Origin of the sequence: Streptomyces niphimycinicus, from assembly GCF_018883605.1 — a bacterium.
Classification (GTDB): domain Bacteria; phylum Actinomycetota; class Actinomycetes; order Streptomycetales; family Streptomycetaceae; genus Streptomyces; species Streptomyces niphimycinicus.
On the sequence record NZ_JAHLEM010000364.1, the window covers coordinates 1 to 18,081 of the forward strand.

Sequence of the window (18,081 nt, forward strand, 5' to 3'; positions counted from 1 at the left end):
GCGGGAGACGCTGCGGCCACACCGGACGCCGGGGCCGCGGGGGCGTCCCGATGACCCCCCGTACGGCATTGCGCGACCCCAAGCAGGACCGCAGCCGCGCGACCCGCAGACGGCTGCTGGAGGCCGCCGTGGCCTGCCTCGCCGAGCGCGGCTGGGCAGGGTCCACGGTCGCGGTGGTCGCCGAGCGGGCCGGGGTGTCGCGGGGCGCGGCCCAGCACCACTTCCCGACCCGGGAGGACCTCTTCACGGCCGCCGTCGAGCATGTGGCCGAGGAGCGCTCGGCCGAGCTGCGCGCCCTCCCCGCCCCGCGCGGGGAGGTCCGCGTCCACACGGTGGTCGAGGCGCTGGTCACCCTCTACACCGGCCCGCTCTTCCGGGCCGCCCTCCAACTGTGGGTGGCGGCCTCGTACGAGGAGCAGCTCGGCGCCCGGGTGACCGCCCTGGAGGCGAAGATCGGCCGTGAGACGCATCGGATGGCGGTGGAGCTGCTGGGCGCCGACGAGTCGGTGCCGGGCGTCCGGGAGGCCGTCCAGGGCCTGCTCGACATGGGGCGCGGCCTGGGCCTGGCCAACCTCCTGACGGACGACGGCCACCGCCGGGAGCGGGTGGTGGCCCAGTGGTCGCGGATCCTGGAGGCGATCCTCACCCCACAGGACCAGGGTCTGCCGTTTGGATCAGGCCGGACTACCGCTTGATGTCCCCGTACCCGTCGATCTCGTGCGGGCCGCGCGTGCCGGGGCCGACGTACCGGGCCGACGGCCGCACCAGTCGGCCGGTCCGCTTCTGTTCCAGGATGTGCGCGCTCCAGCCCGCCGTGCGGGCGCAGGTGAACATCGAGGTGAACATGGGCGCCGGGACCTCGGCGAAGTCCAGCACGATGGCCGCCCAGAACTCCACGTTCGTGGCCAGCACCCGGTCCGGCCGCCGGTTGTGCAACTCGTCCAGGGCGGCCCGCTCCAGCGCCTCGGCGACCTCGAAGCGCGGTGCGCCCAGCTCCTTCGCGGTGCGCCGCAGCACCCGCGCCCGCGGGTCCTCGGCGCGGTAGACGCGGTGGCCGAAGCCCATCAGCCGCTCGCCCCGGTCGAGGGCCTGCCGGACATAGCCGGTGGCGTCCCCGGTGCGCTCGATCTCCTCGATCATGCCGAGCACCCGGGAGGGCGCGCCGCCGTGCAGCGGCCCCGACATGGCGCCCACCGCACCGGAGAGCGCGGCGGCGACATCGGCGCCGGTGGAGGCGATGACGCGGGCGGTGAAGGTGGAGGCGTTCATCCCGTGCTCGGCGGCCGAGGTCCAGTACGCGTCCACGGCGGCGACATGCTTGGGGTCCGGCTCACCGCGCCAGCGCCGCATGAAGCGCTCCACGATGGTCCCGGCCTTGTCGATCTCCCGCTGCGGCACCATCGGCTTCCCCTGGCCGCGGGCCGACTGGGCGACGTAGGACAGCGCCATCACGGCCGCGCGCGCCAGGTCCTCACGGGCCTGCTCCGCGTCGATGTCCAGCAGCGGTTTGAGGCCCCAGACGGGCGCGAGCATGGCCAGCGCGGACTGGACGTCGACCCGGACGTCCCCGGAGTGGACCGGGATGGGGAACGGCTCGGCGGCCGGCAGCCCAGGGTTGAAGGCACCGTCGACCAGCAGACCCCACACGTTCCCGAAGGAGACATGGCCCACGAGGTCTTCGATGTCCACGCCTCGGTAGCGCAGCGCGCCGCCTTCCTTGTCGGGTTCGGCGATCTCCGTCTCGAACGCGACGACTCCTTCGAGTCCGGGTACGAAGTCGGACATCAGGCGGCTCCTCATGCTGCGGACGACGGCGGTGCCGGAACGGTTACGCGGCCGCCTGACACGGCTCGCGGTCCGTACCGGTCACTCCGGTGATGTGCCCCGTGCGGGTAGTGGTCACCCAACCGCGACGGGGAGTGACCTCCGGAACACGGGGGGTGGTGCCTGCCAGGCGCCCACAGGCGCATGGTCAGCCTCAGTCTGGTGCGTGTGCCCGCCACGGGGAAGCGTGAGAAGCCGCACACGCGGTGCGCGTCGCGGAAGGGTTACGGGGCGGTAAGTCGGGGGAGGGAGATCGCTCTTCCGGGGCAGCCCGTGCGAAGGACCGATGATGTTGCAAGATATGCCCGTGCCTCACGTTGACTCGGAGCCCTCGGCTTCCTCCGCGCGTACGTACGACCCGGCCGCCATGCGCGAGCACTACCGCGCGGCCGGCTTCGACGAGGCGGAGCTCGCGACCGATCCGTTCCGGCAGTTCACCCGGTGGTTCGAGGACGCGGTCGGCAGCGGGCTCTTCGAACCGAACGCCATGATCGTCTCGACGGCCGACGCGGCGGGCCGCCCCAGCTCCCGCACCGTCCTGATGAAGAGCTTCGACGAGCGCGGCTTCGTCTTCTACACCAACTACGGCTCCCGCAAGGGCCGCGAGCTGGGCGAGAACCCGCAGATCGCACTGCTCTTCCCCTGGCACCCCATCGCCCGGCAGGTGATCGTCACGGGCACCGCGCGGCGCACCGGGCGGGACGAGACGGCGGCGTACTTCCGGACCCGGCCGCACGGCTCGCAGCTCGGGGCGTGGGCGAGCACGCAGTCCTCGGTGGTGGACTCGCGGGAGGAGCTGGACCGCTCGTACGAGGAGCTGGCGGACCGCTATCCGCCGGGGGAGCAGGTGCCGGTGCCGCCGGAGTGGGGCGGGTTCCGGGTGGTGCCGGAGGCGGTGGAGTTCTGGCAGGGCCGGGAGAACCGGCTGCACGACCGGCTGCGGTATGTGCGGCTGGCCGATGAGGAGGGCTGGCGGGTGGAGCGGCTGTACCCGTAGGGGCGGCGCTCGGGGAGGGGCGCTCGGGCCGGTGCGGACCGTAAGGCCGCTGAAACAAGCCCCCCTGAGGCCCCGAGGCCCCTGAGGCCCCGAGGCCCCTGAGGTACGCGAGAGCCCTGGCCCCTGAAGGGCCGCCCGCGAAGGGCCGCCTGTGAAGGGCCCTGAAAACGCGGACAACCCGCGGGTCTTTACCCCTGACGCCCTGAGGCGGAAGGGGGCCGGTCGGACGTACCGGCGACCCGCGGGTCGGGTGACTGCATGGGATTGGCCGGCTGCGCACCTCTTTCGTGCGCCAGTCCGGCGATGCGCAGAGCGCGACGACGGACTGCTAGCCCGCAGTCACCTCACGCGTCCGGATTTCATACATCTGCCGAACCACCTCCCTTCTCGTGTACCGCAAGCCTAGGAACCGCCTCCTGCCACACACAAGCGAATTTCCGTGTGGCAACGATTTCGACGAATGCGGTGTGGCGCGTGTCACGTTCGAGTTCAATGTCCGACGTGCCCCACAACAGACAGCCACGTCGAGCAAGGGGTGTCAGGTGAGCGCTTCACAACGTTCCGAACCCGCAGGGCCGGCGCGTTCCGCCCGATCTCCGCGGGGGGTCCCCGGACAGGCGGCCGCCGCCGCGTCGGCGTCCGTCCGGCCCGACTGTCCGGACGGGCCCGAGCGGCCCGACTCCGAGCTGCTCGCCGCGCTGCTCGACGGGATGGACGCCGCCCTGTGCGCGTTCGACGCCGACGGCACGGTGACCCACTGGAACCACGAGGCCGAGCGCATCCTCGGCTGGACGGCGGCGGAGGCGGTCGGCCGCAAGGGGCTGGGCGGCTGGGCCGCCCGCCCAGGGGACGCGCGGGACGTCGACGCGCGCCTTACGGAGGCCATGGGCGCCGCGGGACGCCGGGTGCACGAGTTCGCGCTGCTGACCAAGGACGGCGGCCGGGTCCTGGTCCGTACGCAGTCCTCGGCGGTGGCGGGCGCGGACGGCCGCCCGGCCGGGGTGTACTGCGCCTTCAGCGAGGTGCATGCGCAGGTCGACCTGGAGCGGTCGATCGCGCTGAGCGAGGCGCTGCTGGAGGACGCGTCGTGGAACGTGGTCCTGGTCGACGCGGATCTGCGGGTGGCCGTCGTCAACGCCAGCGCGGCGGGCGCGCTGCGTACGGCCCGTAAGGCCGCGCCCGGCCGGCCGCTGGGCGACTTCCTGGACCAGGGCGTCGAGGAGGCGGAGGCCGCGCTCCAGCACGTCCTGGCGGAGGGCGCGCCCCCGGCGCCCACCGAGCTGTGGGTGACGCTGCGGGACGCCGACGCGGCGGACGGCTTCGACGGCGCGGACAGCGCGCGCTACGAACTGCTCGACGACGACGAGGCGGTGCGCGGCGAGGGCGTCGACCGCGGCGAGGCCGGTCCGGCGGCCCGGCGCCGCTGCTGGCGCAGCGGCTTCCTCCGGCTGGCCTCACCGCTCAGCGAGGAGCCGACACCGCTCGGCGTGGCCTGGATCTTCCAGGATGTGACGGAGGCGAAGGGCCAGGAGCAGGAGAGCGCCCGGATGCGCTTCCGGGGCAACCAACTGCACCGGGCGGCGCGGGCGGCGGCCGAATGCGAGGACCCGATGGAGGCGGCCTCGGTCCATCTGGACTTCGCGCTGGCGGGCTTCGCGGATCACGCCCTGATCGACCTGGTCCTGGACCCGCCGCCGGGCGCTTCGGCGGACCGGGTCCGCCTCGTCCGGGCCGCGGCCACCCCCGTCGGCGCCCCCGGCCCCTGCCCGCCCGTCGTCCCCGGGGGCATCCCGCTGGGCTACCCGGAGGGCCATCCGGCGCTCCAGGCGGTGGACCGCTGCGGTTCGGTACGGGCGAGCACGAGACGCTCGGACGAGCCCGCGGCGGCCCAGTGGGCGGTGGCCCGCAAATGGCCGGAGGGCACGGTGCACGGCCTGTGCGCGGTGCTGCGCAGCCGCGGCCGCACCCTGGGCGTGGTCACCTTCCTGCGCACGTCCAGCCGCCGGGCCTTCGACCGCACGGACGCGGCGTACGCGGAGGACGTCGCGGCCCGCGTCGCGGCCTCGGTAGACCTGGCCCTGAACCGCCGCTGACGGCCCGGGCCGGTGACGTCCCGGGTCGGTGACGTCCCGGGTCGGTGACGTCCCGGGTCGGTGACGTCCCGGGTCGGTGACGGCCCGGGTCGGTGACGCCCTGGGCCGCTGAAGGCCCGGGTCGGTGACGCCCCGACCCGTGAAGCCCCGGGCCGAGGAGCCCCGCACACCCGCCGCCCGCGCCCAATCCAGCCCCTCCGGCGCTTGCGGCCGATCCAGCCTCTCCGGCGTGTGAGGTGTGGGGTCCGGGGTGGTGCTCCGGCTGGGGTCTGGGGCTGCGCCCCGGGGGTTGGCTCAAGCGCCTGTGGGGTTTGGGGTGTGGGGTCCGGGGGTGGTGGCCCGGCTGGGGTCTGGGGCTGCCTCCCGGGGGTTGGTTCAAGCGCCTGTGGGGGTTGGGGTGCGGGGTCCGGGGTGGTGCTCCGGCTGGGGTCTCGGGCGCCGCCCCCCGGGGGGTTCGCTCAAGCCTCTCCGGCGTTTGAGGTGCCGGGGCCGGGGCGGTGGCCCGGCCGGGGTCTGGGGCACCGCCCCCGGGGGGTTCGCTCAAGCCTCTCCGGCGTTTGAGGTGCCGGGGCCGGGGCGGTGGCCCGGCCGGGGTCTGGGGCACCGCCCCCGGGGGGTTCGCTCAAGCCTCTCCGGCGTTTGAGGTGCCGGGGCCGGGGCGGTGGCCCGGCCGGGGTCTGGGGCACCGCCCCCGGGGGGTTCGCTCAAGCCTCTCCGGCGTTTGAGGAGCGGGGTGCGGGGGCGGAGCCCCAGCCGGGGGCCGGGGTCGCCCCCGGGATTCGGGAAGGGGCGGGGTGGGGGAAGCCACCCCCGCTGCGCGCCCACCGGCGGGGAACGCCACGCGTATGCGCTGACCACCGGTAAGGGCCCCCGGTAAAGGCCCCCGGCAAGGGTCCTACCGCCGGTAGAAGATCCGGTCCCCGTACTCGGTCATCACCTTGCGGTTCCACTCATGCCCACCATCCACGTTCCCCGACCTCAGCATGGGCGGCTCGACCCCCCGCTCGGCCAGTTCCGTGACCCCAGCGGCCACCATGGATTGCATGATCGCGCTCGTCACGACCGTGGATGCGGGGGCGAAGGGCGCGCCGACGCCGTCCACCGTGAGTTCCGCGTCCCCGATCGCGATCTTGTTGTCGATGACCAGATCGCACTGGTCCTTGAGGAAGCCACCGGAGGAGTTGCGCGAGGTCGTGCCCGTCGCGTACCCGACCGAGGTCACCCCGATCACCCTGACACCGCGCTCCCGGGCGCTCATCGCCATCTCCACGGGCAGGGCGTTGCGCCCGGACAGCGAGATCACGATCAGCAGGTCCCCGGACCGGAGCGGACTGCTGTCGAGGACGGTCGTGGCGAGCCCGTCCACGCGTTCCAGCGCGCTGCCGAGGGTGGCGGGGATGACGTCCACGCCCACCACCCCCGGCACCGGCAGCAGATTCATCAGCGCGAGCCCGCCCGCGCGGTAGACGACGTCCTGCGCGGGCAGGGAGGAGTGCCCGGCACCGAACGCGAAGAGACGGCCGCCCGCGGCGACGGTATCGGCGATCAGCGTGCCCGCCGCGGCGATATGCTCGCCCTCCTCGTCCCGCACCTGCCGCAGCAGGCCGATGGCCGCGTCGAAGAATTGCCCGGCCGGTTTGGACTCGTTCATCAACGCGTCGCCTTCCCTGTGGGGGTTTCCGATCATGACGCTGTCAATAGCAGCCCGGTCCCCTGCGGCGGAAGAGGCCGTCTCGGCCCCGTTGTCGGCGGGATGCGTCAGAATTGGCTGAGGGCCACCGCACGACACTTCGAGGGGCACGCATGTCCGGACTGATCGACACCACGGAGATGTATCTCCGCACCATCCTCGAGCTCGAGGAGGAGGGCGTGGTCCCCATGCGCGCCCGGATCGCGGAGCGGCTCGAGCAGAGCGGCCCGACGGTCAGCCAGACGGTGGCGCGAATGGAGCGTGACGGGCTGGTCACGGTCGCGGGCGACCGCCATCTGGAGCTGACCGAGGAGGGCCGCCGGCTGGCCACGCGGGTGATGCGCAAGCACCGCCTCGCCGAGTGCCTGCTCGTCGATGTGATCGGGCTGGAGTGGGAGCAGGTCCACGCCGAGGCGTGCCGCTGGGAGCATGTGATGAGCGAGGCGGTGGAGCGGCGGGTGCTGGAGCTGCTCCGCCATCCGACCGAGTCGCCTTACGGCAACCCGATTCCGGGCCTGGAGGAGCTGGGCGAGAAGGCCGAGGCCGACCCGTTCCTGGACGAGTCCATGGTGAGCCTGCGTGAGCTGGAGCCCGGCTCGGAGGGCAAGACGGTGGTGGTGCGCCGCATCGGCGAGCCCATCCAGGCCGACGCCCAGGTGATGTACACGCTGCGGCGGGCCGGGGTGCAGCCGGGCTCCGTGGTGAGCGTCACGGAGTCGCCGGGCGGGGTGCTGGTCGGCAGCAGCGGTGAGGCGGCGGAGCTGGAGGCGGAGATCGCCTCGCATGTCTTCGTGGCGAAGCGCTGACCCTGGCCCTCCTGGCCCTCCTGGCCCTCCTGGGCATGCGTCGCCTGCGGTCTTCGTGGTCAGCCGCTGGCCCCGGTTCGTAGCCACGCGCTGACCCCGGCCGGGCGCGAGCGCGAGCTTCCCGCATCCCGGCTCCCGACCCCCTGCCCTGTTCCAGACCCCGAATCCCCGACTCCTGCCCTGATCCGCGCCCCGATCCGCCCCCGCCTCCGCCTCGCCCCGAACCTGACCCGGCGCTCGGCGCCCGGGGCTCGGCGCCCGGAGTCCCGGGCGCCCGGCGGCCCAACGCCGCCCGCATACACCCCCGCACAACCTCACGCGCTTCGACACGCTGACCGATACACCCCGTTCAGTCGATTCGGCCGTCACGACCTGCGGCGACGGATTTTCCCGAAACCGGAGTCGACAGAAACCGAGCGGGCGGGGCCGACGCGTGCGACGCTGTCGCTGACGCGCAGGCCGTCAGGGGAGGGGGCCGCGGTGGGCCCGAGTGGCTGTGCCGCCGAGGGGGAGTGCTTCAGCGAGGGCCCCGGTGCCGTCAGGTGCCGGGGCCCCGCTTCCCCATGTCCCCCCGCTGGACCCCGGGCCGCACGGACCGCGCGAACGCGACCGGTGCGACCCGGAGCCCTGGTGACCCGGAGCCCCGAGCTCTCAGGGTCGTCCCCCGCGGACTCCCTTCCCCGAGCAGTCCGCCTCCCGCTAGCTGTCTCCCCATGGCACAGACGATCAATCCCTGACGGTGGTCACTCGAACGAGGGGTGTTGGACGTAAGAGCACCGTGTTCGAATATGAGTTCGATACTGTGAGGGTGTTCGAGAGAGGGCTGGAGGTGCCAGACCACATGGTGCGACGCATCGAGGTGACCGGGACCGGCGGCGTGCGGCTCGCCGCCTGGGAGTTCACCGATCCGCCCAAGGCAGGTGCCGGCAGCGAGGGAGCGCGGGGCCCGGGAGTGCTGTTGCTCCATGGGCTGCTGGGCCGTGCGGCCCACTGGGCGGAGACGGCCCGCTGGCTCTCCACCCGCCATCGGGCGGTCGCCCTCGACCAGCGCGGCCATGGCCGCAGCGACAAGCCGGCCGAGGGCCCCTTCGACCGCTCCACCTATGTGGACGACGCCGAGGCGGCCGTGGAGCAGCTCGGCCTCGGCCCCGTGACCCTGATCGGCCATGCCATGGGCGCCCTCACCGCCTGGCAGCTCGCGGCCCGCCGCCCCGATCTGGTCCGGGCGCTGGTCATCTGCGATATGCGCGCCTCGGCCCTCGGCGCCGCCTCGCAGCGCGAGTGGGCCGAATGGTTTCGCTCCTGGCCGGTGCCGTTCGCGACGCTCGCCGATGTGCGCAGGTGGTTCGGCGAGGACGATCCGACGCTGGAGCGGCCGAATCCGGCCCGGGGCGATTTCTTCGCCGAGGTCATGGCCGAGCGTTCGGACGGCTGGCGTCCGGCCTTCTCCTGCCGCCAGATGCTGAAGGTCCGTGAGACCTGGATCCAGGACGCCCATTGGGAAGAGCTGGCCCTGGTCGAGTGCCCCACCCTGGTCGTCCGCGGGCTGGATGGCGAGCTGGGCCGTGCGGAGGCGCAGGAGATGGTCCGCGTCCTGCCGCGCGGGCAGTATGCGGAGGTGGTGGACGCGGGCCATCTGGTCCACTACGACCAGCCGGACGGCTGGCGCCGCGCCGTGGAGCCCTTCCTGGCCTCGGTCCTCCCCGTCTGATGCCGCCGCGACTCCCGGCCTCGGTCCTCCCCGCCTGATGCCGCTGCGACTCCCGGCCTCGGTCCTCCCCGCCTGATGCCGCTGCGACTCCCGGCCTCGGTCCTCCCCGCCTGACGGCGCCGCGACTCCCGGCCTCGGCCCTCCCCGTCTGACGGCGCCGCGACTCCTGGCCTCGGTCCTCCCCGTCCGACTCCGGCGCGCCCCCCCGGTTCAGAACGCCCAGGTGAACGGCTCGCCGCCGATCTCCGTCCACATGACCTCGACCTCCCTGGCCCGGGCGGGAATCAGGAAGGTGGTGCAGAGCAGATAGCTCTGCCCGTTCCTCCAGTCCTTGATCTCGTCCGGGTCCGCGCAGCCCTTGGGCCGCCCGGTATCGCCCAAGACCTTCGCTCCCCGCCGGCCGTCCGCGTACACCTCCGCGTAGTCCCCGACCCGCGGATACTTCCGCACGGTGGCCCCGCGCAGATGGGTGTACTTCACCTGGGCGACCGCGGGCACCAGGCCCTTGGCGTCCGCCGGGTCCGCCACCAGCGCCTTCGCCTCGTCCGCCGTGCCGATGTCGACCTTCTGCGCCGCGATCCGGTAGGTGGGCTCGACCCCGGTGTCCTCCTTGAACGCCCGCGTACCGGTCTGGCCCGGCCAGAACAAGCCACCCTCCGACCGCATCCCCACCGTCCGCGCCCCACCCCGATCTCCGTCGGCGGCCCCCGAGTGGGAAGCGTGCCGTGCGTTCTCGGATGTATCGCCCTTTTCCCCGAATGGTCCGCACGCGGTCAGGGCGAGAGCCAGCACGGCAACGGGCGCGCCGACCCGCAGCCATGTTGTCTTGGTCAGCGGCACGGTGGAACTCCAATGAGGGAACTGTCTCCGTCGCGTTCCGGTGTGATCCCTTGAACGCGACCGACGGTTCGTTGATCCTACGAGTCCTCTACTCCCTTGTAGCAATGGGAAATTGACCAGTAATGGACAGATGAAGGGAAGCACATGATCGGTGGCGACATCACGGATCCGGAACCGGGCAGGGACTGGGCGGCATTTCAGTATGAGATCTATCTGAACGGGATGACCGGCGCCGTTCCCCGGCTGCCCGCCGATCTGACCCGGCTCGAGGAACTGGCCGAGGCCCGGCTGGGCCCCGGGCCGGTGGGCTATGTCGCGGGCAGCGCGGGCAACGGCAGCACCGAGCGGGCCAACCGGGCGGCGCTGGACCGGCATCGGATCGTGCCGCGGATGCTCCGTGACGTACGGCGGCGGAATCTGTCGGTCGAGCTGCTGGGCACCAGGCTGCCCGCGCCGCTCGCGCTCGCGCCGATCGGCGTGCTGTCGATCATGCACCCGGACGCCGAGTGCGCGGCGGCGCGGGCCGCGGCGGCGCAGGGCGTGCCGTTCATCCTGTCCTCCGCGTCCAGTACGCCGATGGAGCGGGTGGCGGAGGCGATGGGGGACGGCGAGCGGTGGTTCCAGCTCTACTGGGGCAAGGACCGCGAGGTCACCAGGAGCTTTCTGGACCGGGCCAGGGCCTGTGGTTTCACGGCCCTTGTGGTGACCCTCGACACCCCGCTGCTGGCCTGGCGGCCGCGCGATCTCGACCAGGCGTATCTGCCGTTTCTGCGCGGTGTGGGAACCGCCAACTACTTCACCGATCCCGCGTTCCGGGCCGGGCTCGCCAAACCGGTCCACGAGGACCGGGACGCCGCGGTGCTGCACTTTGTGCAGATGTTCGGCGACCCCGGGAAGACCTGGGAGGATCTGGCGTTTCTGCGTGAGCGGTGGGACGGACCGATCGTGCTGAAGGGGGTGTTGCACCCCGACGACGCCCGGCGCGCGGAGGAGGCGGGGATGGACGGCGTGGTGGTGTCCAACCACGGCGGCCGCCAGGTGGGCGGCTCCATCGGGGCGGCCGACGCGCTGCCGGGGGTGGTGGCGGCGGTCGGCGACCGGCTGGCGGTGCTCTTCGACAGCGGTGTGCGCACCGGTGACGATGTGTTCAAGGCGCTCGCCCTCGGCGCCCGCGCGGTGCTGCTGGGGCGGCCGTACGCGTATGGGCTGGGGCTGGACGGGCAGCCGGGGGTGGAGCATGTGATCCGCTCCCTGCTGGCCGAGTTCGAGCTGACGATGGCGCTGTCGGGCCATACGGATGCGGCGCGGCTCACCCCGGACGCGCTCGGCTGACGCTCGGTCGACAATTCCCTTCGGCCTTCAGCTTGTTGTCAGATGCACCGGTACGTCGGCGACTCGCCGCGGGGCCGTGGGGACTTTACCGGGTCATGAGCTTCCGGATTGCCGGGTGCTACGCTCTTCGGCGCGAAGTGAATTAATCGATCATGCAGTGAATTAACCGATCACGGGGGGTGGTTGCGTGAAGATCCAACGTAAAGCCTCGATGGTCGTGCTCGCGGCGACGCTGATGCTGGGCGGTTCCGTGGCCCTGGCGCCATCGGCGTCGGCGGTGGGGTCATCGGCGTGTCAGTTCAATTCCCCGGATGTCAATTTCAAGGTCTCCACCAGTGGGGCTCGATTCCGTACCGGACCGGGAAAGCGGTACCGCGCCATAGGGACGCTTTACCGGGGTGATTCCTTCCGGTACTTCTGCCGCACCCGGGGCTTCGAGGAGAGCTGGTCCTACGGAAAGATCCTCAAGCGGACGACGACCGGAATCCGACCAGGGACCAGAGGCTGGGTGTACAGCAAGTACCTCGACTAGCCGGAACGTTACGGCAGTTGAGGTGCGGGCGGTCCGTGCGACATCAGAACGCGGCGGCGGGGCCGGGGTGAGTCCCCCGGCCCCGCCGCCGCGATACGTACCCGGGGCTCACCCCTTGCTGACCGCCGCCAGAATCTCCGGCAGCCGCGCCGCGACCCGCGGTGCCGCCATGCGCAGGCCGGTCTCCGCTATGGCCGCGCCGTACACCGCGCCCAGCGGGAACACCACCCACAGCCAGCCGTGCGCCCCGGAGACATGCAGCCAGATCGTCAGGCCCAGCACCGGCGCGCACAGCACGGAGCCCACGGCCATCCCGACCAGAATGCTGATCCAGGCGATCCCCGCCTGCCCCGGGGCGACGTTCTTGTGGCCGCTGTCCTGCGGAATCGAGTACGGGGCCAGCACGGAGGTCATGGCGCCGGTCGCCAGCATCGAGCCGAGCAGCGCCAGGGCGATCCCGAGCGCCTCGGGAGCGGCCGACCAGTCCTTGAGAACGGCGGCGGAGCCGAGCACCGCCACCGCCATGTACGGCACCGCCACCAGGAGAAGCGCCAGCGTGCGGCCGCGCAGCTCCAGATAGGCGTCGCGGGGCGAGGAGATCGTCTGCGCGACCATCCAGAAGGCGGAGGAGTCCTGGCCGAACTGGTTGTACATCAGCATGCCGAGCATGCCCGACGCCCAGCAGGACCAGTAGACCGAGCCGTTGTCCTGGACGGCCGTGACAAAGGGCAGCAGCAGGCCGACGCCCAGCGAGGTGACCCAGGCCGACTTGGTCTTCGGATCCCGGACGGCGTAGCGCAGCGTCCGCAGCAGCACCGTGCCGCTGCGGCCGGCGGGCAGCAGCCGGGCGAACGGGCCCGAGGAGTCCGGGGTGTCGGCCGCGCCGGAGCCCCGCCGCTCGCGCGGCGCCGCCGCCTCGAGCGTCGAGGCGTCCGGGGTGGTCATCAGGTGGGTGAGGGTGCTCCGCCACCACCACATCAGCACCGCCAGCGCGGCTATGGTCAGCGCGAACTGGGCCGCCGCGACCCCGTAGGCGCCGTCGCTGACCCTCTGGACGGCGTCGACCGCCGCCGCGGGCGGCACCCAGCGCAGCACCCGCGCGACCGGTTCCAGCACGGCCAGGCCGTTGTCACCGCTGAGCTGCTGGGCTCCGATGTTCACGAACTGCGCGCCGATCGCCACGAACAGACCGCTGAGCACCGCCAGGTCGCGGCCCTTACGGCTGGTGAGAAGGCGGGTGTTGGCCGTGGCGACGGCGCGGGCCAGCGCCACGCACACCAGCACCGTCAGCACCACGGCCACCACAGCCGCCACCGCGGCCGCCGCCCCGTGCGCGACGGCGATGGCCGAACCGGCCGCCATGGCCAGGGCGAACACCGGGCCGATGCCGACCAGTGAGGACACCAGCAGTGCGGTGATCAGCGAGTGTGGCCGCAGCGGCAGCATCACCAGCCGGGTCGGGTCGAGGGTTTCGTCGCCGCCCGGGAAGAACAGCGGCATCACCGCCCAGCCGAGGGCGAGCACCGCCGTCAGCAGCGTGACCAGCGCGTCGACGTGGTTCGTGTCGCGCAGCAGCACCAGGCCGAGCAGTTGCAACACGGCGAACAGAATCGCCAGCACCAGCGAGGTGATGTACGCGGCCCGCCGGCCGCCGGACTGGCGCAGCCCGTTGCGCAGCAGCGCCAGCTTCAGGGAGATGAAGACGCGGGTGGGGGAGACGGTGGGGACGGCGGGCGGCACGGGCGCGGCGGTACCGAGCGGGCCCTTGGCGTCGAGCGGGTCGGTGAGCGTCATCGGGCGCCGCCGCCCAGCCAGTCGAGGCTCTGGCCCGCCTCGCGCCCGCCCGCGCCGACGAGTTCCAGGAAGGCGTTCTGAAGGGAGGGTGCGTCGCCCCGCACCTCGGCCAGCGGGCCATGGGCCCGGATCCGCCCCTTCGCGATCACCGCCACCCAGTCGCACAGCGACTCCACCAGCTCCATGACATGGCTGGAGAAGACGACGGTGGCGCCGGAGTTGGTGTAGCGCTCCAGAACGCCGCGGATGGTCTGGGCGGAGACCGGGTCGACCCCCTCGAAGGGCTCGTCGAGGAAGAGGACTTCCGGGTTGTGGAGCAGCGCGGCGGCCAGTCCGATCTTCTTCCGCATACCGGTGGAGTAGTCGATGACCAGCTTGTTCTGGGAGCCCGCGAGATCCAGGACGTCCAGGAGCTGGGTGGCGCGCTTGTCGACCTCTTCACCGGGCAGCCCGCGCAGCCGCCCGGTGTAGCTGAGCAGCTCCCGGCCGGAGAGCCGCTCGAACATCCGCAGCCCCTCCGGCAGCACCCCGATCCGCGCCTTGATCTCGACCGGGTCCCGCCAGACGTCGTGCCCGCCGATCTCCACGGTCCCCGAGTCGGGGCGCAGCAGGCCGGTGATCATCGAAAGCGTGGTGGTCTTACCGGCTCCATTGGGCCCGACGAGGCCGATGAACTGCCCTGCGGGCAGCTCCAGATCGATTCCCGCGACCGCGATCTGCTCTCCGTAGCGCTTCCACAGGCCGCTCACCCGCACGGCGGCGGCCCTGGCCGACTGTGTGCTGGCTGCTGTTTGCTCCTGAGGCACCGGCTTCCCCCGTCTTCCTTTGGGACGACTCACGCGGGGGCTGGTCGTGGCGCCCCCGCCCGTCGCTCCACGATAGGTGCCGACCCGGGGAGTACTCCGGGGGGCGTCAGCGGTGCGGTGTGTCGCAGCGGTACGGGGTGCCAGGGGCGCGGTGCCCGGCTCGCGGTGCGTCAGGGGCCCGGGGGTGTCGGCGGTCCGGGGGTGGTCAGGGGCCCGGGGGTGTCGGCGGTCCGGGGGTGGTCAGGGGCCCGGGGGTGGTGGTCAGGGGCCCGGGGCGTTCAGCGGCGCTCGCGGCCGCAGGCGTAGGCGAGGGCGCTCACCAGCTCCTGGGCGTCGGGCAGCCAGCGGTTGGCGGCGGTGGGCCGCCGGGCCCACTGGATCGGGCCGCGCAGGCCCACCCGGGTCGGCGGCGCGACCACGTAGTCGCCCTCGCCGCGCGCGGTCAGGTCGATCGCGTTCGGCGGCCAGCCCAGATTCCGCACCAGGTCGGGGACCTTGGCGGCGGCGCCCGGGAGGACGAAGAAGAGCATCCTGCGCCCGGGCGTGCAGGTGACCGGGCCCAGCTCGACCTGGCGGCGCTCCATCCGCGCGAGCGCCAGACAGCCCGCCGACTCCGGTACGTCGAGCGCGTCGAAGGTGCGGCCGGTGGGCAGCAGGATGGAGGCGCGCGGCGTCCTGGCCCACATGCGGCGGACCACGACCGCGCTGCCGGTGGCATGGTTCACCCAGTCCCGGCCGGTCGGATGGGCGCCGGGGGCCGGGCAGTCGGCGCTTTCGCAGGAGCAGCGCTCCGCTCCGTCCACGGTCTCCAGCCAGGTGCCGGAGAGCACGTCCCAATGCCGCTCCTCGGCATATCGCACCGCCGCGTCGCGCAGCCGCTCCCCGCGCTGCTGAGGGATCTGCGCGGCTCCCGCGGGGAACCGCGATGGTCCTGTCACGTCCATGGTCTCTTCCACGCAAGGACAACTTCCGCCGTCAACAGGGGTTACGGCCGGACCCCCGCACGGGCGGGCCGCCGGGGGCCCGGGGTGCGCGAGGACGGCATGGCGGGGCGCATGGGTGCACAGTCGGGGGCGCGTATGGGGTTGCGGCTGTGTAAGCGGGTAACCACCATGCGTGACAGGCGTGCGAGTGTCCGGCGGCCATGCCGCGGCGCCAGGGGGAGGGCGTGCCCGGACTCGTATCGGCGCCGTGCGCGAACGATGCGGTCGATGCGGTCAATACGGGCAAGTTCCGCATTCGCCGTATACCTGCGATATCTGCGGGGCATCACTCAGCAACAGAGACGGATACGCCGAGAACGCAAGCAGTCACAGGGGGTAACGCCATGGCCGCTAGGCCGCTTGTGGCGCGGCAGCCGAACGAACGGCTGCAAGCGCTCATCCAGGAAGCCGGCTGTTCCAACGCCGGGTTGGCGCGCAGGGTCAATATGTGCGGCGCCGAGCACGGTCTCGATCTTCGGTACGACAAGACGTCGGTGGCCCGTTGGCTGCGTGGCCAGCAGCCCCGGGGTCGGGCGCCGGGCATCATCGCCGAGGCGCTCGGCCGCAAGCTGGGCCGTACGGTCACGATCGACGAGATCGGCATGGCCAACGGCAAGAACCTTGCCTCCGGGGTCGGTCTCCAGTTCTCGCCCACCGTCCTCGGCGCGATAGAGCAGGTCTGCGAGCTGTGGCGGAGCGATGTGGGGCGGCGCGACTTCCTCAGTGGTTCGACGGTCGCCGCCTCCGCGCTGGTCGAGCCCAGCCGCGACTGGCTGATCACCGGTGCGGACACCCAGGTCGCGCGCACCGCGGGCGCCCGGGTGGGGCGTTCGGACGTCGCGGCGGTGCGGGCCACGACGGACGCCCTCGTCGATCTGGACCACCGCTACGGCAGCGGCCATGTGCGCCCCGTCGTCGTCCACTATCTGAACAGCGTGGTCTCCGGGCTGCTGGCCGGCTCGTACACCGAGGCGGTCGGCCGGGAACTCTTCGCGGCCGTCGCGCGGTTGACGGAGCTGGCGGGCTATATGGCGGTCGACACCGGGCAGTCCGGTCTCGCCCAGCGCTACTACATCCAGGCGCTGCGGCTCGCCCAGGCCGCCGGGGACCGGGGTTACGGCGGCTATGTGCTCGCCGCCAGTATGAGCCATCTCGCCGCCCAGCTCGGGAATCCCCGGGAGATCGCCCAGTTGGCGAAGGCCGCCCAGGAGGGCGCGCGCGGCCAGGTGCCGCCGCGCGCCGAATCGATGTTCCTGGCGGCCGAGGCGCGCGGCCACGCCCTGATGGGGGACGCGCGGGCCTGCCAGGCCGCGGCCGGGCGGGCGCTGGACGCCTTGGAGCGGTCGGTGGGGAGCGGTTCGGGCTCCGTCACGGGTGACGACCCCATCTGGATCCGCCACTTCGACCACGCCTATCTCGCCGATGAGCTGGCCCACTGCCACCGGGACCTGGGCCAGGCCGAACAGGCCCGGCGGCGCGCCGAGGAGGCCCTGGAGGGGCTTCCGGAGGGGCGGGTGCGGCGGCGGGCGATCGGGCTGCTGCTGCTGGCCACGGCGCATGTGCAGCAGCGCGATGTGGAGCAGGCGTGCCATATCGGCGCCCAGGCGGTGGATCTGCTGGGCACGCTGCGGTCCAACCGGGGGGCGGAGTATCTGGACGACTTCCAGCAGCGGTTGGAGCCGTATCGGGAGGAGCCGGTGGTGCGGGAGTTCGGGGCGCGGCTTCAGATGCAGGTCGCCTGAGGCTGTCGGCCGAGATTTCCGCCGGGCGCGGGGGCGTTGTGGGGCGCGGGAGTTGCGGGAGTTATGGGGTGTGCGTCGCGTTGTGGCTGCTGGTGCGTGTGGTGCTGGTGGGTGTGATGAGGCATGTGCGCTGGGTGCGCGTGTTGGGATGTGCGTTGCCTCGTGATTACCGGGGGTACGGGTGAGGTTCACATATCCCCTGATCGCGGCGGTGTGCCCCCTGTCGCGGTGACCAGTCTCTCGCCGTCCCCCTGGGCTCATGGGCATCGCGCCCTCTGGGGAACCGGTAGCGTGAGCCGACGATTCCGTAGCCCGTATAACAAGGAGTCCCGGTGACACAGAGCGGACAGGGGAATGAGCCGCGGCTTCCCGCGGTCCCGCCCGCGCAGCCTGTGCGCGAGGGGGTTGTGCTGCCCGCCCAGGGGGACTACAAGCCCTCGGACGGCCACCAGGCGGCCCCGGCCGGGGGACAGGCATGGGGGCAGCCTTGGGGCCCGCAGAGCGCTCCGGAACCGCCGCCGCAGGGGGAGTTCGGCGCGCCGCCGCTTCCCGAGGGGCAGCCTTACGGACCGCCCGAGGGCCAGACCTACGGGGGATCGCAGACCTACGGAGGGTCGCCTGGGGCGCAGTCCTACGGGCCGCCTGGAGGACAGACGTACGGCGCACCGGAGGGGTCTTTCGGAGCTCCCGACGGGTCTTTCGGGGCGCCGGAGGGGTCTTACGGGGCGTCTGAAGGGCAGCCTTACGGGGCGCCCGAGGGACAGCCTTACGGCCGGCAGCAGGGTTGGCCGGCCCCGCAGAGACCGGCTCAGCCGCCGTACCAGGCCGCGGACGAGACCCAGGTGCTGCCGCCGCAGCCCGCCGCGGACGAGACCCAGGTGCTGCCGCCGCAGCCCGCCGAGGACGCCGACGCGACCCAGTTCATACCCCC

General features: G+C 72.5%; 14 protein-coding genes. 8 read left to right on the plus strand and 6 right to left on the minus strand.

The window, feature by feature from the left end; genetic code table 11:
* Positions 1 to 50 precede the first annotated feature (50 nt).
* Positions 51 to 695 (plus strand): TetR/AcrR family transcriptional regulator, encoded by a 645-nt coding sequence (locus KN815_RS29050; protein WP_216344872.1) that lies wholly within the window; start codon positions 51 to 53, stop codon positions 693 to 695.
* Here the strand turns inward: KN815_RS29050 and KN815_RS29055 are convergent.
* On the minus strand, positions 685 to 1,785 hold the full coding sequence (locus KN815_RS29055) for a citrate synthase 2 (RefSeq protein WP_216344861.1): 1,101 nt from the start codon (positions 1,783 to 1,785) through the stop codon (positions 685 to 687). The genes KN815_RS29050 and KN815_RS29055 overlap by 11 nt on opposite strands.
* A gap of 340 nt (positions 1,786 to 2,125) precedes the next feature.
* Between KN815_RS29055 and pdxH the strand changes: the two genes are divergently transcribed.
* Positions 2,126 to 2,821 (plus strand): pyridoxamine 5'-phosphate oxidase, encoded by a 696-nt coding sequence (pdxH, locus tag KN815_RS29060; protein WP_216344862.1) that lies wholly within the window; start codon positions 2,126 to 2,128, stop codon positions 2,819 to 2,821.
* Positions 2,822 to 3,363: 542 nt separating this feature from the next.
* On the plus strand, positions 3,364 to 4,914 hold the full coding sequence (locus KN815_RS29065) for a PAS domain-containing protein (RefSeq protein WP_216344863.1): 1,551 nt from the start codon (positions 3,364 to 3,366) through the stop codon (positions 4,912 to 4,914).
* Positions 4,915 to 5,809: 895 nt separating this feature from the next.
* Here the strand turns inward: KN815_RS29065 and KN815_RS29070 are convergent.
* Complete coding sequence (locus tag KN815_RS29070; protein ID WP_216344864.1) at positions 5,810 to 6,565, minus strand: SIS domain-containing protein; 756 nt, start codon at positions 6,563 to 6,565, stop codon at positions 5,810 to 5,812.
* 152 nt (positions 6,566 to 6,717) lie between these two features.
* On the opposite strand from KN815_RS29070, the gene KN815_RS29075 reads away from it, so the two are divergent.
* Positions 6,718 to 7,410 (plus strand): iron-dependent transcriptional repressor DtxR, encoded by a 693-nt coding sequence (locus KN815_RS29075; protein WP_020870546.1) that lies wholly within the window; start codon positions 6,718 to 6,720, stop codon positions 7,408 to 7,410.
* 841 nt (positions 7,411 to 8,251) lie between these two features.
* Positions 8,252 to 9,121, plus strand: coding sequence for an alpha/beta fold hydrolase (locus KN815_RS29080; RefSeq protein ID WP_216344865.1), 870 nt, complete (start codon positions 8,252 to 8,254; stop codon positions 9,119 to 9,121).
* Positions 9,122 to 9,331: 210 nt separating this feature from the next.
* Here KN815_RS29080 and KN815_RS29085 read toward each other — a convergent pair whose 3' ends face one another.
* Positions 9,332 to 9,769, minus strand: coding sequence for a hypothetical protein (locus KN815_RS29085; protein WP_253209304.1), 438 nt, complete (start codon positions 9,767 to 9,769; stop codon positions 9,332 to 9,334).
* Between the two features lie 336 nt (positions 9,770 to 10,105).
* Between KN815_RS29085 and KN815_RS29090 the strand changes: the two genes are divergently transcribed.
* On the plus strand, positions 10,106 to 11,293 hold the full coding sequence (locus KN815_RS29090) for a lactate 2-monooxygenase (protein ID WP_216344867.1): 1,188 nt from the start codon (positions 10,106 to 10,108) through the stop codon (positions 11,291 to 11,293).
* A gap of 187 nt (positions 11,294 to 11,480) precedes the next feature.
* On the plus strand, positions 11,481 to 11,825 hold the full coding sequence (locus tag KN815_RS29095; protein ID WP_216344868.1) for an SH3 domain-containing protein: 345 nt from the start codon (positions 11,481 to 11,483) through the stop codon (positions 11,823 to 11,825).
* A 108-nt stretch (positions 11,826 to 11,933) separates the two neighbouring features.
* Here the strand turns inward: KN815_RS29095 and KN815_RS29100 are convergent, their stop codons facing one another.
* From KN815_RS29100 to KN815_RS29110, 3 genes are all read right to left on the minus strand, one after another.
* Complete coding sequence (locus tag KN815_RS29100; protein ID WP_216344869.1) at positions 11,934 to 13,619, minus strand: transporter; 1,686 nt, start codon at positions 13,617 to 13,619, stop codon at positions 11,934 to 11,936.
* Complete coding sequence (locus tag KN815_RS29105; protein WP_253209305.1) at positions 13,616 to 14,425, minus strand: ABC transporter ATP-binding protein; 810 nt, start codon at positions 14,423 to 14,425, stop codon at positions 13,616 to 13,618. The genes KN815_RS29100 and KN815_RS29105 overlap by 4 nt, the downstream gene beginning before the upstream one ends.
* Before the next feature lie 278 nt (positions 14,426 to 14,703).
* Complete coding sequence (locus KN815_RS29110; RefSeq protein WP_216344870.1) at positions 14,704 to 15,369, minus strand: bifunctional DNA primase/polymerase; 666 nt, start codon at positions 15,367 to 15,369, stop codon at positions 14,704 to 14,706.
* 383 nt (positions 15,370 to 15,752) lie between these two features.
* On the opposite strand from KN815_RS29110, the gene KN815_RS29115 reads away from it, so the two are divergent.
* Positions 15,753 to 17,150 (plus strand): NsdA family TPR-like regulatory protein, encoded by a 1,398-nt coding sequence (locus tag KN815_RS29115; RefSeq protein WP_216344871.1) that lies wholly within the window; start codon positions 15,753 to 15,755, stop codon positions 17,148 to 17,150.
* Positions 17,151 to 18,081 lie beyond the last annotated feature (931 nt).

What these genes read in the sequence shown, in the direction of transcription:
- pdxH (WP_216344862.1), top strand. Translation starts at nt 2,126, where the DNA reads ATGCCCGTGCCTCACGTTGACTCGGAGCCCTCGGCTTCCTCCGCGCGT.
- KN815_RS29090 (WP_216344867.1), top strand. Translation starts at nt 10,106, where the DNA reads ATGATCGGTGGCGACATCACGGATCCGGAACCGGGCAGGGACTGGGCG.
- KN815_RS29080 (WP_216344865.1), top strand. Translation starts at nt 8,252, where the DNA reads ATGGTGCGACGCATCGAGGTGACCGGGACCGGCGGCGTGCGGCTCGCC.
- KN815_RS29075 (WP_020870546.1), top strand. Translation starts at nt 6,718, where the DNA reads ATGTCCGGACTGATCGACACCACGGAGATGTATCTCCGCACCATCCTC.
- KN815_RS29050 (WP_216344872.1), top strand. Translation starts at nt 51, where the DNA reads ATGACCCCCCGTACGGCATTGCGCGACCCCAAGCAGGACCGCAGCCGC.
- KN815_RS29100 (WP_216344869.1), bottom strand. Translation starts at nt 13,619, where the DNA reads ATGACGCTCACCGACCCGCTCGACGCCAAGGGCCCGCTCGGTACCGCC.
- KN815_RS29070 (WP_216344864.1), bottom strand. Translation starts at nt 6,565, where the DNA reads ATGAACGAGTCCAAACCGGCCGGGCAATTCTTCGACGCGGCCATCGGC.
- KN815_RS29110 (WP_216344870.1), bottom strand. Translation starts at nt 15,369, where the DNA reads ATGGACGTGACAGGACCATCGCGGTTCCCCGCGGGAGCCGCGCAGATC.
- KN815_RS29115 (WP_216344871.1), top strand. Translation starts at nt 15,753, where the DNA reads ATGGCCGCTAGGCCGCTTGTGGCGCGGCAGCCGAACGAACGGCTGCAA.
- KN815_RS29055 (WP_216344861.1), bottom strand. Translation starts at nt 1,785, where the DNA reads ATGTCCGACTTCGTACCCGGACTCGAAGGAGTCGTCGCGTTCGAGACG.